Source organism: Candidatus Magnetaquiglobus sp. (genome assembly GCF_058402785.1).
On sequence record NZ_JBZVFG010000031.1, the window covers coordinates 1 to 16,216 of the forward strand.

Here is a 16,216-nt window from a genome sequence, read left to right on the forward strand (position 1 = left end):
CAAGAAGCCAGCAAAATTAAACAGTTGCTGGCTTTTTTGTTTCCAAGGCGTTCCAAGGATGCGTATAGATATCCAGGTTTGGTGTGTGTAGGATCGTGTGTATATCGAGGATTCGGGCAACCCACTACACACATCCGCCGCAAACCGAGGCATCACGCCATGCCTCTGTCCGATACCCAATTGCGCAACCTCAAGCCCACATCCGCACCCAAGAGTATCGCGGATGAACGCGGCCTGTCCATCCTGCTCCAACCCAACGGCTCCAAATGATGGCGCTTCCGGTATCGTTTCGACGGCAAACAGAGTTTTGTGTTCCAAAAAGAGGAACATTGTGCTTCGGAAGAGGAGGAATGCGGTGACAATTGGGACCATGTAGCCATGGATCCAGAAAGTCGTTTGCTACTGCATGTTGTACCCGGAAAGCGTACAGCGGAGCATTGTCTCCAGGTGGTGAAGGAAGTGCAAAAACGGACTAATGGGAACCCCGAACACCAGCCATGGCTGCAGGACTCGCTAACCATGTCTGGACGGTTCATGAGTGGATTTCATTGCCATCTCGACCTGCCAGGTTAACGTAAGGCACCACCCAAAATGGGGGCGGTTTAGCCCCCGGCGCCGACCCCGAGACGGAAGAACTCCCAGGAATCGCTCAGATCCGTGGTCGGCGTGACCGTGAAACCGCTGATCACGAAACGCAGGGTCGATGCCTGGATCAAACCCACGAAGAAGTCCGCGGCAGCATCCAGGGCCAGGGACGCGGAGACCTCCCCGGCATCCCGGGCATCGTTCAGGATGGTTTTGATCAGTCGGACATACTCCCGCACGATGCGGCTCATCACCTGACTCTCCGCCGGGGTCATCACCCCCTCGACAAGAAAAATCCGACACAGCCCCGGATGCTCGGCGAAAAATTGCAAATGATACTCCAACAACAGCCGCAAACGGGCCAAGGGCGAGACATCCGTCGGGATCTTGTCGGAAAAATGGAAGAGATGATCCTTCAAATAGTCGGTCAGGGCCTGAAAAATGGCATCCTTGCCCGAAAAATGACGATAAAGCGCGGCCTCGGAGAGTCCCACCTGGGCTGCCAGTTCGGCGGTGGTGACCCGACGGTTACCCTGTTCCAGCAGGGTCATGACCGCACGCAGAATCTCCAGGCGTCTCTCCGGGCGACGACGACGGTCCACCTTGAGGGGTTCACGATTCAAACCAGAGGCACGATCATCATCGAGGGACATGCGAATCTCCAGAACCCATTGAAAAAGAAAACATTTACAAACGGTTGTTCATTGCGTTGAGCACCATCCCGCCTCGCATCCCCCCGACAACCATCATGACACACTTCCTGCATATTTTGCAATTCAATTGCACGTCAAAATGCTTCATGCTAGGATTGACATCCAAGAAAGGCATGACCATATCCATGAATGCGTTCACAAAACAGCATCCAAACCGACCCCCGGAGATCCAACCATGTACAACGAACCCAAATATCCCACCCAAGACTCCCCCTGGGGTAGCGCCATCCAGGTCAAACCCCACAGCGAAGCGGAGGTCACCACCTACCTCAAGCAGGTCTATGCCATGCTGTCCGCCAGCCTCATCGTCGCCGTGGCCGCCGGCTATATCGGAATGACCCTGCCCTTTGCCCGCGAACACCCCTTCGTGCTGCTCTTCATGATGTTCGGCGCCATGTTCCTGGCCTTCAAGGTGCAAAACGCCGCCACCCTCTTTCTGTTCACCGGCATCTCCGGACTCTCCCTCGGCCCGGTGATCGCCCACTACGTCGGCGCCGGCATGGCCGGGGTGGTCGGACAGGCCGCCTTCCTCACCGGAGCCATCTTCTCCGGTCTGTCGGTCTACTCCCTGAGCACCAAACGCGATCTGTCGATGATGAGCGGCATGCTCTTCGCCGGGCTGATCATCGTGGTGATCGGTGGCCTGATCAACCTGTTCGTGCAATCCTCGGCCATGGCCTTCGGTTTGTCCGCCATCGGCTCGGTGATCTTCGCCGGCTACATCCTGTTCGAGACCCAGCAACTCAAAGAGAACCCCTGGGCCGTCTCCCCCTCGGTGGCCGCGCTCTCGATGTATCTGAACATCGTCAACCTCTTCACCAGCCTGTTGCGTCTGCTCGGCCTGATGGGAGGCGATGAGTAAGTCGCTGGCCCGAATCCGGAATCGTTTGCGCATGGCGGGCTGGGATGGCATCCAGCCCGCCATCGTCGTTTTCGGAGGCGCGCAACGGTTGCGGTTGCTCGGGCGACTCGACGCGCACGGTCGCACCCTGCCAAAACCCGCCAGGCGGATCTGGCCGGTCTCGACCGGGCTTGCCGGCTTCGGATGCCAACAGGATAGCGGTCGCACCCCCACGGGAATGCATCGGATCGGAGCGATGATCGGCGCGGACGCGCCGTTGGGAATGGTCTTCAAAAGCCGTCAGGCCACCGGCGAGATCGTCTCACCGGGTGTGAGGCGGGAGGGAGATTTCATCACCAGCCGGATTCTCTGGCTCGAAGGGCTGGAACCGGGCCACAACCAGGGTCCGGGCCTCGATTCACGGGAACGCTACATCTACATCCACGGCACCCCGCATGTGGGCCGGCTCGGCACGCCGGCCTCGGCGGGCTGCGTTCGCATGCGCGATACCCATGTGGCGCGTCTGTTCAAAAAGGTCGGACCCGGCACCCTGGTCCATATCCTGCCCCCGGAAGAACCGGGACGGTGATTCCCAGCCCGGACATCCGACTCACGACCGGTTGATCAGCCCGGCCACATAACCGGCCCCGAAGCCGTTGTCGATGTTGACCACCGTGACGTTGGCCGCACAACTGTTGAGCATGCCCAACAGCGCGGTCAGCCCCCCGAAGGCCGCCCCGTAACCCGCCGAGGTCGGCACCGCGATCACCGGCTTGTTCACCAGACCGCCCACCACCGACGGCAAGGCCCCCTCCATGCCCGCCACCACCACGAAAACCCGCGCGGTGCGCAACAGTTCGTCCGCGGCCAGCAACCGATGCAACCCGGCCACCCCGGCATCGAAATGGGTCTGGACCCGCGCTCCCATCAACCGGGCCACCAGCGCCGCCTCGCGAGCCACTCCGATATCGCTGGTTCCGGCGCACAACACCCCGACCAATCCGCGCGGCTCCCGCACCTCGTACCCGACGCGAAACAGGCAGTCGGTGCCCGGCTCGTGTATCAACACCGAAAATCGGATCTGCAACCGTCGGATGCGCTTGGAGGTCAAACGGGTGATCAACAGGGGCTCCCCGCCAGGCAACGCCCGCTCGATGATCGCCTCCAGATGGGCGAACCGCTTGCCCTGCGCCAGAATCACCTCGGGAAAACCATGGCGCACCGCCCGTTGCGTATCGAGTCGCGCCACCACCTCCCCATCCTGGTGACACAAGGCCACCGGAAACCCGCTCAACTGGCGCGACGCCTCCTCCACCGTCATCCGGCCCGCGGCCACCTCGACCAACAGGGCATGAATCCGCTCAGAAGTCATAGGATTTGAACTCGACCACCGGCGCCAGTTGCTCCCCCGCCGCCTCGGCCAGAAAGGGCATCAGGTGCTGCTGGGCCTGGGAGAGCGACCATCCCTGACGCCGGGCGAGCATGGCCAGATCCTCGTGTTCCACCCGCCAGATGCCGGCAGCCTCCTTGGCGCGGACCGTGCCCCACGGAGTTTTCAAGATCCGCTCCTCGCGCGGCAGCACATAACGATCCATCAACGCCACGCGCACCCCGAGGGTGGTGGTGTTGGCCAGGATGACCCGCGCCAGACTCTCCTCATCCCCCGGTGCGGACACCACCTCCAGGCGCACCCCCGGTCGTCCCTTCTTCATGGTCACGGGAATCAGCGCCACATCCAGCGCCCTGGCCTGGAACAACAGCTCCCACAAGGGGCCATACCACTCCGGATTCATGTCGTCGATGTGCGCGGAAAGCACCGCCACCCGTTCCCGGTCCATATCCGTGATCGGGGAGGTCGTCTCTTCGTCGCCGTCGCAGATCAACACCCGCATCAGATTGGCGCGACCGGGCAGATCGCGACTTCCCAAACCATATCCAACCCGATCGATGCGCGGGAGATCGGGCGCTCCGTAACGCTCCGCCAGGACAACCAGGATCGCCGCTCCGGTCGGGGTGACCAGTTCGGCCTCGACGGGATCGGCGCGCAGCGGGGCCTGATGGCGTTTCAAGAGTTCGATCACCGCCGGAGCCGGAATCGGCATGCGTCCATGGGCGCACTGCACCGAACCCGAACCGGTCGGCACCGCCGAGGCGGTGATGCGCGTGGCCCCCATCTTCCAGACCGCGAAGGCCGCGCCCACGATGTCCAGAATGGCATCGACCGCGCCCACCTCGTGAAAATGGACCTGATCGACCGGGATCCCATGGACCACGGCTTCGGCCTCGGCGAGCTTGACGAAAATTTTCTCAGCCAGCGCCTTGACCGGATCCGGAAGTTCGGCGCCCCGAATCAGACCGAGAATCGCCGGCAGTTGTCTCTGTTGCTCGTGCTCCTGGGAGAGACGGATCGCGGCGTGGATGCCGCGCACCCCACCACGTCGTCCGCGCTTGAGATCCAGCGTCCAACCCGGCAGTCCGAGGGTGGCCAGTGCCGCGCGCAACGACTTGGGTTCCAGCCCCGCGTCCAGGCAGGCCGCCATGAACATGTTGCCGGAGATCCCCGCCTCCAGATCGAGATGCATCCGCATGGTCGTTATCGAATCACAATTTCAGGACGTGAAGGGCTGCGGTGATGAAGGACTCCATCTCGGAGACCATGACCTGCCCAAAGATGGCCATGGTCAGCCCCATGACGACGAATCCGATGATCTGGGCGATCGGCATGGCCACGAAAAAGACCTGGATCTGCGGCGAGGCGCGGTTGATCAGGCCCATGCCCAGATACAACAGCTTGGTGGTGCCGATGACCGGCGCGGCGATGATCAGGGCCAGCTTGAACATGCGCACCATCATCTCCACGCCGCCGCGCAAGAGATCCTCGGTATGCGGCAGGCCGGTACCGAGCGGCAGGGTGGCAAACGAACGCGCGATCCCCTCGACCATCAGGTGATGACCGTTGAAGCTCAGAAAAAGCATCAATGCGGTCATGTACAGAATGTTGGAGAGCACGCCCTCCTGGACCCCGGAGGTGGGATCCATGACCATGGCCATGGAGAGGCCCATCTGGAATCCCATCAGGCCGCCGGCCACCTGCACGGCCACCAGCACCCAGTGAATCAGCATGCCGAAGACCGCGCCGATGATCACCTCGGTGATGGCGGCCCAGCCCATGGCCACGATGCTCCCCTTGCCCTCGCCACCCCAGGGGGATACCAGCGGATAGATCACCACGGTCAGGGCGATGAGCAACAACGCCTTGATGCGGCTCGGGCCGACGCTGCGCGAGAAGAGCGGCGCGGCCAGAAACATGCCGGTGAGGCGCGAGAAGATCAGAAGCAGCCGCTCGATCTCGCCCGTGGAGAGGCCGAAGAGATCCAAAAGGGCCGTGGGTTCCATGGAATGGCTCTCTCTCCGGCTCACAGCACCATGCGTGGGATGGTGTCGAAAAGCTTGGCGAAGTAATCCATGAGGGTTTCCATCATCCACGGCAAGGTGAGCGAAAGGGCGAAGAAGGTGGCCAGGATTTTGGGAATGAAGGTGAGGGTCATCTCCTGGATCTGGGTGACCGACTGGAACAGGGAGATGACGATACCCACCACCAGGGCGGTCAGGAGCATGGGCGCGGAGATCAGCAGCGCGATCTTCAAGGCATCGTTCACCAGTTCCAGAACCGTGGTCACAGGCATGGGAGAGCTGCTCCGATAGGGATTGACGAGGTATGACGGTCGTTCATCATGTTAGCCCAATCCAAAACTCATGCCAAGCGTGATGGCTGACTCAGGTGCGATCCAGATTTTCGGCATGCATCATCTCGTAGACCTCGAAGACCGAAATGGCCATGGCGGCCAGGATCGGTCCGAAAAAGAGCCCCAGGATGCCGAACTGGATCAGGCCGCCGAAGGTCGAGAGCACGGTGAAGAGGGTATAGTCGAGCACATGGAGTTCCCCGTTGCCGGCCTCTTTCTGTTGATTGGCCAGCCAGCCCATCAGGATCGGACGGGTGATGTTGTCGATGAGGAATCCGGTCACGAGCGCGCCCCACAGCGCCAGAAAGAGCGCCTGGCCCGGATGGCCGTGCAGAAAGAGCACATAGGCGGTCGGGGCCCACACCACCACCCCGCCCACCACCGGGATGAAGGAGGAGGCGGCGATCGCCACCCCCAGGTAGAACCACGGCAGTCCCATGAAGGCGGTCACCAGCGAGAACGACACCCCTTGCAAGAACGCCACCCCCAGGATGGTGGTGGTCAGAACCGTGGCCAGGGCGGTGAAGCGACCGAAGAGGATGTCGTCATAGTGGTTGGAGAGCGGAGAGAGAATTTTCAGATGACGGGCCAGGCGCGGCCCATCCCGATAGAAAAAAAAGAGCGCGAAGACCACCAGAAGCAGCGAGGCGAAAAACGCCAGGCCGTTGTTGGTGATTCCCTTGAAGAGGGTCAGGAGCACCAGGCCGATCCCCTTGCCCACCTGGACGTGATTGTCGCCGATCCAGCCGATCAGTTCTTCGCGGGGATACTCCGGGATCGGCAGGGCCGAGAGCAGACGACGCAGCTCCGCGGTCAACGCCTCGGGGGTGGCGAATCCCGCGAACCACTCCTGGATGTCGCGGGAGAGGGTGCCGGCCTTCACGGTGGTGGCCACCAGCAGATACAAAATCGGACTCACCACCAAAAAAAACATCAAAACAGTCATGAAAAGCGCGGCGCGATCCGATTCATTAGGCATGCGGGCCAAAATCCGCCGATGGAGCGGATAGGTCGAGGCCGCCAGCAGGGCCGCAAGAAACAATCCGGGCAAAAACGGGGAGAAAAGCCACCCCATGCCGCCAATGGCCAGAACCAGAAGGGTCAACAGAAACCCTTCCTGATAGGGATGGCCCGTGGTCGTCGTGGGGGATTCGGTTTTATCCATCGTTGTCGATCACTATTTGCATGCGCAAAGCATGTCGAGGACGCTTACCCAGACGCAAGGAGAAGACCATGAAACTGTTTTATTCCCTCTGTTTGGCCCTGTTGCTCGTGGCCGCGCCGCTGACCGCCGCCTGGAGCGACGAACCCGGCCCGGCAACGCCCAAGGCGAACAAGGCCGAGGCCGCCAAGGGCAAGGAGGCTGCTCGCGCCGCCCAGGCCAGGAAAGACAAGGATCATGTGCGTCAGGTGGTCCTCGCCAAAAAGCAACAACGCATGGCCAAGGCCAAAGTCGCCAAGCGTCCCACCGACAAGACCATGGACCTCAAGGCCAAGGCCGGTGCCAAGCCGGACGCCAAGGCCACCGCCAGGAAAAACGCCCGAAAGCCCACGCAGACCGCGCGCAAGCCCGGCGGCGCCCCCGGCCCCCTCGGCATCCGCACCTGGACCTATCCGGAATCCAACGAGGCGCGCACCAAAAAGCTCAACGAGCTGGCTGGCCACATTCGCGCCGCCGAGAATGCCTATGATGCGGAAAACGCCAAATATCAGAAGCTCTTGAAGTCAAGCAAGGATCAGGCCAAGCCGGTTGCCAAGGCCGGGACCACCCCGTCTCCGGACATGCAACTGGCCGCCTCCCAGCAGCGCCTCACCGAGATCATGCAGAAGCTCGACTCCCTGCATCATCACCGCGGCGAGGTGGCGGACATCGTGTTCTTGAAGAGTGTGAAAAACTGAGCGGAACGTCCTGGTCTCCACCCATGCGCCCGACCCGTCGCCCACAAACGACGACGAGTCGGGCGCGGAAGACGACGCGTGCCTGATTCCAGGCCATGTTCGCGGCAGCGTTTCGCCAAAAACGCGAAACAATGCCGCAGCCAAGGCGGCGCGCAGCGTTTTTTCGCACAAAACGCGAAAAAACGCTTTTTTGTAAAGCGCGCCAAAGACAAAGGCAAAATCAGAACCTTGGAGGCTCTGCCTCCAAACCTCCGCCGGGGACCTTGCGGTCCCCGGACCCCTGCAATAATGAAAGAAGGGACTGTTACGAAAGAAGAACCAAGAACATCAAACTTCAAGACCTTGGGAACACCGCCCCCCCGACTCTTGAACCCCTCACCCCGGCAAAGCCCCATTCACCGCCTCACGCAACTCTTTGGCCGCCACAGCCACCCGCTCCATCACCTCGACCCGCCAACCAGGACCGGAAATCTCGCCGGGCTTGAACGGATACATCACCCCGCGCGACGCCGCCGCATACGCCCCCACCCCGTTGAACCCGGCAGCCCGCGTCACCGCCTCCAGCGATCCGCCCTGGGCGCCGATGCCGGGCATCAGGAACAACGCATGCGGGGCCAAGACCCGCAACCGCTCGGCATGGGCCGGATAGGTCGCGCCCACAACGATCCCCACGTTGCCATAACCATGCGCACCAATCGATGCCGCGCCCCACGACTCCGCCAACAGCGCCATCCGCTCGGCGACCGTCTCCCCGGAGGCCAACGCCAGATCCTGCAACTCCCCGGACGAGGGGTTGGAGGTCTTGGCCAGCACGAACAATCCAGCCTCCGGATTGACCTCCTGAAACGGCGCCACCCCGTCCCGACCCAGATAGCCGTTGATGGTCAAGGCATCGGCACGCCACGGATTCGGCGTGCCGAACACCGGATGCTCCCGTGCCAGCCAGGCGATCCCATAGGCCCGCGCGGTATGAGCCACGTCGTTGCGCTTGCCATCCAGAAGGATCGGCAACCCCATGTCCCGCAGCAGCATGATGGTACGCCGCAACGCCACATGACCGGCGGTGCCATACTGCTCGTAGAAGGCCACCTGGGGTTTGAAACCGACCGCCTCGCCGGCACTCGCCTCGATCACCGCGCGGTTGAACTCGAAAAGGGTCTCCTCCAGCCGCTCCTCGGTGGGCTCATCCTTCAACCTCTGCCGCAACTGGGCCGGAAACCGCTCCACCTCCGGATCCAGTCCGACCACCACCCGCGAACGCACCCGCAAGGCACGTCCGATCCAACGATCCGCGAAATGGGACATTTGTCGCTCCAAACCTGAATCAAGAGTTCCACTCACTCGCAAAACGCCCCCACCGCCGCCTCGATGCCATCCCAGCCCCGATGCAACGCCTCCGGCGTGATGCAATAGGGGGGCATCAGATACAACACCGCGCCCAGGGGACGGATGATCAGGCCGCGTTCCAGAAAAAAGCGGATCAGGCGTGGGGTGAAGGCCGAACCATAGCGGCGATCCGGCAGGGCCAACTCGAAGGCCGCCACCGCGCCCATGGTGCGCGGATAAAGGATCCGCCCGCCCAGCGCGGCCAGACGCTCCCGATGCACGGCCTCGATGGCTGTCACCCGCTCCAGGGTGTTCTCGGTGTCGAACAACGCCAAGGAGGCCAGACCCGCCGCGCAGCCCAGGGCATTGGCGGTGAAGGAGTGTCCATGGGCCAGGGCCCGGTCGAAGGTTTCGCCCAGGAAGGCTTGGTAGATCCCCTCGCGACAGGCGGTGATGGCCATCGGCAGGAATCCGCCGGTCAGCCCCTTGGAAAGACAGATGAAATCCGGTTCGATGCCGGCCTTTTCGCAGGCAAACAGGGTGCCGCAGCGGCCAAATCCGGTCATCACCTCATCGGCGATCAACAACACCCCCGCCGCCCGCAACCGCGCGACCAGGGCGCGCAGAAACGCCGGACGACAGAGGCGCATCCCGCCCGCGCCCTGGATCAGCGGTTCGATCAGCATGGCCGCGCAGTCGGAACCGTGTGCCTCCAGATAACGTTCCAACGCCTCCAGCGCCTCGCGTTCCTTGCGCTCGACCTCCGCATCCCCCTCCCAGGTGGCCGGGAACGGCACCGTGTCCACCCCGAACAGCAGGGATCCATACCCCTCGAAAAAGCCGGAAGAGCGGCTCGCCGACATGGCGCCCACGGTATCGCCATGGTAACCGTGTTCGAACACCAGGAAACGCCCGCGGCTCTGGCCCATATTGCGCCAGTAGTGCAAGGCCATCTTCATGGCCACCTCGACGGCGGTGGAGCCGTCGTCGGAGAAGAAGAGCCGCGTCAGCTCCGCCGGAAGAGTCTTGACCAGCGCCTCGGCCAGCCGAACCGCCGGCTCGTGGGTCAGGCCGGCGAAGATGATCTGGGCCATGGTCCGGGCCTGGGTGGCGATCGCTTCGGCGATCACCGGATGGGCATGACCGTGGATGGCCACCCACCACGAGGCGATCAGATCGAGATAATCCGTGCCGTCCACCCCGTGCAGCCACGCTCCGCGCGCCGAGGCGATCGGCACCGGCACGGGTGCGGTGGCCTGTTGGGTGTAAGGATGCCAGACATGCGCCCGATCCAGGGCGATCAGGTGTTCGGGAGAGAGGTTCACAGCCCCAGCCTCCGCCGCATGATCATCCAGCGCTCCGGATCCCAGGGGGGAACCGCCGCCAGAACCTCCGGAGTCATGGGAGCGAGCCACGGGATCTCGGCCAGAAGCGGGGCCGCGCCAAAATCGGTGATCGCGGTGCGATTGACCGCATTGGGCACACCGGACAAAATCACCCCGAGGATCTCCAGATCGCGGCGTCGCAACGCCTCGATGGTCAACAGGGTGTGGTTGATGGTGCCCAGCGTGGTGCGCGCCACCACCACCACCGGCAGGGCGAGCCGCACCATGAGGTCCGCCATGGTCTCCCGATGGTTCAGCGGCACCAGCACCCCGCCCGCCCCCTCCACCACCAGGCACGAACCGCCGGTGTTCGGAAGCGCGAAATCCTCCAGCCGGATCACGATTCCATCCCGTCGCGCCGACTCGTGAGGCGAAAGCGGCGCGTTCAGGCGAAACCGCTCAGGAAGGATCCGCCCGCCCCCGGACAAGCGCGCCACCAACTGGCTGTCGCTCTCCTCCTCCAGTCCCGACTGCACCGGCTTCCAATAGCAGGCCCCCAGCCGCGCCACCAGCCAGGCCGAAGCGATGCTCTTGCCCACGCCGGTATCGGTGCCGGTGACGAACACCCCGGTGCCGGAATCACGCATGCTCTTCCACCCGTTCCACGGTAAAGCCGGCATCCTCGATCAGACGCAGGGTCTTGTCGGCCCCGTGACCGCCGGTGTTCAGATACCCCTCGGCGAACAGCGAGTTGGCCGGATAGAGAGCCAGGGATTCCAGGCCGCGCAGATTGGCCTCCCGTCCCCCGGCGGCACGCACCTCGGCAGAGGGGTTCAGGAATCGGAACAGACACAACGCCCGCAGACAATACTCGGGGGTCAGGCGATTCTGTTCACCGAGTTTCGATCCAGGCGCGTACACGTAGAAATTGACCGGAATGGAGCGGGCATCGAGACGATTGAGCGTCAGGGCCACCTCCACCACCTCATCCGGCCCCTCGCCCATGCCGAGGATCAGGCCGCTGCACACCTCCAGACCCACGGAACGGGCCGCAGTCAGGGTGGCCACCCGGTCCGCGTAGCCGTGGGTGTGGCAGATGGAGCCGTAACGCTCCTCGGAGGTGTTGAGGTTGTGGTTGTAGCGATCGAGTCCGGCCTCCTTGAGGCGCGCGGCCTGGCCGGCGTCGATGAACCCCGCCGACAAACACACCTCCATCGGAAAGGCGGCCTTGAGTCGCGAGACGACCCCGGCCAGGTGTTCCACCCGTTCATCCCCCGGACCGCGCCCGGAAAGCACCAGGCAGTAGCGATAGGCCCCCGAATCCAGGGCCTTTTTCGCTTCATCGAAGATCGCCTCCTCGGACTTCATCCGGTAGACCGGCACCTCGCCGGCGCTGCTGGTGGCCTGCGCGCAGTAGTTGCAATCCTCCGGACAGAGCCCGTTCTGGACGTTGTTCAAGATATGCACCCGCACCCCGCGTCCGAAATGACGTTCGCGAACCACGAACGCCGCATCCAGGAGCGGCAGCAGCGGAATGCCGGGATCGGTGAGCACGCGGATCGCCTCCGCGCGCGGGATCGGCGCCCCCTCCAGGGCCAGACCGGCAAGCCGGCGACAAAACGCATGGGATTCGGCAGGCATCCATTCCACGGAAAATAACCCTTTCAAAAGATCGACAAAACACCCAAAAACCCGCAACCCTCCTGGAGGCTGTTCGGCATGTGCCCAACAGCCGACGCAGGCCATGCATGGCCCGCCAAAGTGCGAAGCAATTTGCAAAGCACGAATCGATTTCTTTCGATTCGCGCAGGTTTGGAGATTCCAGGATGGAATCACCAGACCGCCTCTGATTTTGCCCCAAGCGCGCGCTTTGCACCAGGGATCGGATGGGGGACCGGATGGGGGATCGGATGGGGGATGGGCCGGGGATCCCACGCCACGTTCACAAACGCCTCGAAGAGTCCCCCGAACCGTTCCGCGATGCGCGTTCCACTATTTCACAGAACCATAAACAAACCTTTATTCAAGATTCACAAACCATATCCACAATAACACCATGGATTCACGATCGACCCTATTCAACCAAATCCATTCATCGCCCAGATGAAACCCAAGGAAATCAATATGAAAAAATCCGTTCCCGCGCTGCTCCTCGCCTTCGTGCTCCTCTCCTGGTCCGGGGCGGTCTCTGCCGCATCCGTCATCACCAACCGGGGCTCGGACACCTTTCTCCATCTCGCCCAGGCCTGGGCCACCCAGTATCACGAGGCCCATCCCGAAATCAGCGTCGATATCCGCGGCTGCGGCACCGGCACCGGCATCTCGGCCCTGATCAACAACCATGTGGATCTGGCCAACGCCAGCCGTCCCATCAAGATCAAGGAGCGCATCGCCGCCGAAGCCAACGGCGTCCGCCCCATGGAGCATCTGGTGGCCCACGACGCCCTGGCCATCCTGGTCCATCCCACCAATCCCCTTTCCTGGCTCTCCATGGCCGCCCTGGCAGAGGTTTATGACAGCAAAGGCACGATCGACGATTGGGGCAAATTCGGGGTGCGGGTGCCGAACTGTCCCGGCAACCGCATCCATCTGGTCGGACGACAGATCAACTCCGGCACCCACGACTACTTCCAGGAGGTGGTGCTGGGCGAACGCCGGGACTTCAAACACAACATGGAGAGCCGCGACGTGAGCAGTTCCGAAGAGGTGGTGGATCAGATCGGTCGCAACCCCTGCGCCATCGGCTACATCGGCATGGCCTTCGAGTCCAACCGGGTCAAAAAATTGAAAATCTCCCGGGAATCCGGCACCGAACTGGTGGAACCCACCATCGAGAACGTGATGAACCGCCGCTATCCGATCTCCCGACCGCTGTTCATGTACACCAACGGCATGCCGCAAGGGGAGGTGAAAAACTATCTGGGATGGATTCTGAGCGATGCCGGTCAGTGTCAGGTTCAGAAATCCGGATTCGCCCCCGCCCGTCCGGTCACCTGCCCGGCCCAATAACCCCTCCCCGGGTGTTCGTGCCAGACGCACCGACGTGAACCACCCGTCGAACCAAGGATCCTGTCGCATCACAACGGGCCTGGAGAGTCACTCTCCAGGCCCGTTCTCGTTCCGGAACTGCTTGGCAAAAGCCTGGCAGGCTCTTGATTATAATTAAAAAAATAATTCTGATGAAATGATTGTGCGATGTTTCCAACAAAATCGGTTGACCAAACTTTTTTTAAGATGTAGCTTCATCCAAAATCATCAACACAAGGCTGAATTCAACGCGACAAGGTACACTCGAAACCCTCAAACCCCATAAGGAAAAGCCATGAATGGCGATCCGGAAATCCAAACATCCTCTCTCCCACGCCAATCCAACGCAAAAACCATCGATTCCGTGCTCGAAAAGGAAAAGGAGCTTCTGGGCGTCTCTTCCGACAAACTCATCGGCCTGGGCCTCTCGGGTGGCGGCATCCGCTCGGCGGCCTTCAACCTGGGGGTGTTGCAAGGGCTGAGTCAGGGAAAATGGATGGAAAAAATCCATTATCTCTCCACGGTCTCGGGCGGCGGCTACATCGGCGCGGCCTACTCCTGGTTCACCCATTGCGATCAGACCACACCATCCCCCACCAAACCCGCCTTCCCGTTCGCCGAGCCCGATTCGTCGCTGGATAGCATCGAACGGCGTCGCGTCAACTGGATCCGCAGTCGCGGCAACTACCTGACCCCAACCACGGGCCTGAACTCCTGGGCCCTGCTGGCCGCCATCCTGCGCGGCGTGCTGATCAACCTGATCATCCTGCTGCCGATCTTCTGGGGCGCCGCCGTTCTGTTGTCCACCCCGATTGACAAGCAAATCAACTGGATTCAATCCCATTTCCGCTACGCCAATTGTTTGGAGATCTCCGGAGAACCCGCGCAAACACTCTGTCCCGGCAACACCTTCACCCAAGCGTGCATCCAGGCCAAAAACTGCGATCGAACCGAACTGAACATCCAACAAAGCCAAAAAATCGTCGTCGCCGACGCCTTCATGATGGCCGGGCTGGCCGCGACGCTGACCCTGGGATTCCTGGGTTCTCTGATCTACGCCTATCTCAGCGCCACGGGCCGATCCTATGCAACGCGTCTTTGGGCGAACAAACGCTTTGGCCAAGCCTTATGGTTCACAGCCGGTCTGCTCCTCCTCGGCTCCCTGCCCTTCATGGAACAGTTCGTCAGCCATTGGTTCAAGATGACCAGCGTCGCGGCCCTGGCCAGCGCGGCCAGCGTAGCCTCTGGTTGGTCCTTGCGCCGCAACAACAACGAAGGACAGGGCTGGCTCGCCCAGGCCATTGTCATCGGTACCAGCCTGCTGCTCTTCCTCCTGATCGTCTGGCTCTATCATGTGGCCATGATGCTCTGGGCCGATGGCTGGAAAGGCGAGGAGATGTCCTTCACCCTGATTCCGCTCATCGTGTCGTGCTTCGCCGGTTGCGCCAACATCAACAACGTCTCCATGCACCGTTACTACCGCGACCGGTTGCGCGAGGCCTTCATGCCCTCCGGCACCCCATCCGAGTTGAACAAACCCGAATACCCCTCTCGCGACGACGCCGATCTGTTCCCCTTGCACGAACTGGGCAAACAGCGACCCTATCACCTCGTCAACACCACCCTGAACACGCTCACCTCGAAAAACCCCAAACGGGCGGGTCGCGGTGGCGAAAACTTCATCTTCTCGCCGCTCTATTGCGGGTCGGATGCCACCGGATACCGGCTTACCAAAGATTTTGCGGACGAAAAATTCTCCCTGGCCACGGCCTTCACCATCTCCGGGGCGGCGGTGGATCCCAATACCGGCGCCACCCGCTTCGGGCCGCTCTCGTTCCTCATGACGCTGCTCAACATCCGTCTGGGATACTGGTGCATCAACCCCAATCCGGAAATCAATCCCAATCACGATAAACAGCCATCCACTCCCCCATGGCTCCCCTCCATTCTCAAGGAACTGTTCCGCAACAAACTGGATGAATCGCAAGAATACATCCACCTGGCCGACGGCGGACACTTCGAGAACCTGGCCGCCTATGAACTGATCCGTCGCCAGTGCGCCCTGATCATCATCGGCGACGCGGGCGCGGACCCCCAGAACACCTTCGATTCGTTGGGCAACCTGATCCAGAAGGTGCGCGTGGACTTCGGCGCCGAAATCGACATCGATACCACCCCCATGCGCCCGGATGACCAACCCGAGAGCGATCCGCCCAAGCTCTCCGCCGGCAAGAAACTGTGCAAAACTCCGTATCTGATCGGCACGATCACCTATCTGGACAAACAGGAAGGGGTCCTGATCTACATCAACACCTGCCTGTTCGAGGAGCTTCCGCAGTGTGTCTGGACCTATCAGCGCATGAACCGGGAGTTCCCCGAACAGACCACCGCCGATCAGTTCTTCGACGAGGCGCAGTTCGAGGCCTATCGGGAGTTGGGGCGCCACGCCTGTCTGCGCATGTTCGAAGATCTGAAACAACTCCCGCAAACCCCCAAAGAAGCAGCCAGCGCCCCATTCCATCTCTCCGACAAGGAGTTCAACAGCTTCGGCAAGATCAAGGGGATCATGCCCACACCCTCCGAAGCGACCGGATAATCCGCTCCTTCCAATCCACCAACGACAACGGGCCTGGAGAGAGACTCTCCAGGCCCGCGTTGTGCATGCACACTCAAATAAAACGACAACGGGCCTGGAGAGCGACTCTCCAGGCCCGCGTTGTGCATGCACACTCAAATAAAACGACAACGGGCCTG

Annotated in this window: 16 protein-coding genes; 5 read left to right on the forward strand and 11 right to left on the reverse strand. The window is 61.7% G+C overall.

The window, feature by feature from the left end; all coding sequences use genetic code 11:
• Both ACV4UY_RS10985 and ACV4UY_RS10990 read right to left on the reverse strand, forming a co-directional pair.
• Positions 1–372 (reverse strand): hypothetical protein (locus ACV4UY_RS10985; RefSeq protein ID WP_491607636.1); only part of this gene is annotated, 372 nt, incomplete at its 3' end.
• 230 nt (positions 373–602) lie between these two features.
• Entirely contained in the window at positions 603–1,238 is a 636-nt protein-coding gene (locus ACV4UY_RS10990; protein ID WP_491607637.1) for a TetR family transcriptional regulator, read from the reverse strand.
• Positions 1,239–1,473: 235 nt separating this feature from the next.
• Here ACV4UY_RS10990 and ACV4UY_RS10995 point away from each other — a divergent pair, with 235 nt between their 5' ends.
• Together ACV4UY_RS10995 and ACV4UY_RS11000 are read left to right on the forward strand one after the other, a co-directional pair.
• Entirely contained in the window at positions 1,474–2,160 is a 687-nt protein-coding gene (locus ACV4UY_RS10995) for a Bax inhibitor-1/YccA family protein (RefSeq protein WP_491607638.1), read from the forward strand.
• Positions 2,153–2,728 carry a L,D-transpeptidase family protein gene (locus ACV4UY_RS11000; RefSeq protein ID WP_491607639.1) on the forward strand — a complete coding sequence of 192 codons (576 nt, stop codon included), beginning with the start codon at positions 2,153–2,155 and terminating at the stop codon, positions 2,726–2,728. The genes ACV4UY_RS10995 and ACV4UY_RS11000 overlap by 8 nt, the downstream gene beginning before the upstream one ends.
• A gap of 21 nt (positions 2,729–2,749) precedes the next feature.
• Here the strand turns inward: ACV4UY_RS11000 and larB are convergent, their stop codons facing one another.
• The 5 genes from larB to ACV4UY_RS11025 form a co-directional block, all read right to left on the reverse strand.
• Complete coding sequence (larB, locus tag ACV4UY_RS11005; RefSeq protein ID WP_491607640.1) at positions 2,750–3,511, reverse strand: nickel pincer cofactor biosynthesis protein LarB; 762 nt, start codon at positions 3,509–3,511, stop codon at positions 2,750–2,752.
• Positions 3,501–4,727 carry a nickel pincer cofactor biosynthesis protein LarC gene (gene larC, locus ACV4UY_RS11010; RefSeq protein ID WP_491607641.1) on the reverse strand — a complete coding sequence of 409 codons (1,227 nt, stop codon included), beginning with the start codon at positions 4,725–4,727 and terminating at the stop codon, positions 3,501–3,503. Before larC ends, larB begins: the two co-directional genes overlap by 11 nt.
• 13 nt (positions 4,728–4,740) lie before the next feature.
• On the reverse strand, positions 4,741–5,535 hold the full coding sequence (fliR, locus tag ACV4UY_RS11015; protein ID WP_491607642.1) for a flagellar biosynthetic protein FliR: 795 nt from the start codon (positions 5,533–5,535) through the stop codon (positions 4,741–4,743).
• Positions 5,536–5,555: 20 nt separating this feature from the next.
• Entirely contained in the window at positions 5,556–5,825 is a 270-nt protein-coding gene (gene fliQ / locus ACV4UY_RS11020) for a flagellar biosynthesis protein FliQ (protein WP_491607643.1), read from the reverse strand.
• A gap of 91 nt (positions 5,826–5,916) precedes the next feature.
• Positions 5,917–7,050 (reverse strand): AI-2E family transporter, encoded by a 1,134-nt coding sequence (locus ACV4UY_RS11025; RefSeq protein ID WP_491607644.1) that lies wholly within the window; start codon positions 7,048–7,050, stop codon positions 5,917–5,919.
• Between the two features lie 68 nt (positions 7,051–7,118).
• Here ACV4UY_RS11025 and ACV4UY_RS11030 point away from each other — a divergent pair, with 68 nt between their 5' ends.
• Positions 7,119–7,784 (forward strand): hypothetical protein, encoded by a 666-nt coding sequence (locus tag ACV4UY_RS11030; RefSeq protein ID WP_491607645.1) that lies wholly within the window; start codon positions 7,119–7,121, stop codon positions 7,782–7,784.
• A 375-nt stretch (positions 7,785–8,159) separates the two neighbouring features.
• Here the strand turns inward: ACV4UY_RS11030 and pyrF are convergent, their stop codons facing one another.
• From pyrF to bioB, 4 genes are read right to left on the reverse strand one after another with little or no spacing between them, the layout of a single operon-like run.
• Positions 8,160–9,089, reverse strand: coding sequence for an orotidine-5'-phosphate decarboxylase (gene pyrF / locus ACV4UY_RS11035; RefSeq protein WP_491607646.1), 930 nt, complete (start codon positions 9,087–9,089; stop codon positions 8,160–8,162).
• 32 nt (positions 9,090–9,121) lie between these two features.
• Positions 9,122–10,435, reverse strand: a complete 1,314-nt coding sequence (locus ACV4UY_RS11040; RefSeq protein WP_491607647.1) for an adenosylmethionine--8-amino-7-oxononanoate transaminase — start codon at positions 10,433–10,435, stop codon at positions 9,122–9,124.
• Positions 10,432–11,082 carry a dethiobiotin synthase gene (bioD, locus tag ACV4UY_RS11045; RefSeq protein ID WP_491607648.1) on the reverse strand — a complete coding sequence of 217 codons (651 nt, stop codon included), beginning with the start codon at positions 11,080–11,082 and terminating at the stop codon, positions 10,432–10,434. Before bioD ends, ACV4UY_RS11040 begins: the two co-directional genes overlap by 4 nt.
• A complete protein-coding gene (gene bioB / locus ACV4UY_RS11050) occupies positions 11,075–12,076 on the reverse strand; it encodes a biotin synthase BioB (RefSeq protein WP_491607670.1) in 1,002 nt (333 codons plus the stop codon). Before bioB ends, bioD begins: the two co-directional genes overlap by 8 nt.
• Positions 12,077–12,559: 483 nt before the next feature.
• Here bioB and ACV4UY_RS11055 point away from each other — a divergent pair, with 483 nt between their 5' ends.
• Together ACV4UY_RS11055 and ACV4UY_RS11060 are read left to right on the forward strand one after the other, a co-directional pair.
• A complete protein-coding gene (locus tag ACV4UY_RS11055; protein ID WP_491607649.1) occupies positions 12,560–13,444 on the forward strand; it encodes a PstS family phosphate ABC transporter substrate-binding protein in 885 nt (294 codons plus the stop codon).
• Positions 13,445–13,757: 313 nt separating this feature from the next.
• Entirely contained in the window at positions 13,758–16,058 is a 2,301-nt protein-coding gene (locus ACV4UY_RS11060; protein WP_491607650.1) for a hypothetical protein, read from the forward strand.
• Positions 16,059–16,216: the final 158 nt, after the last annotated feature.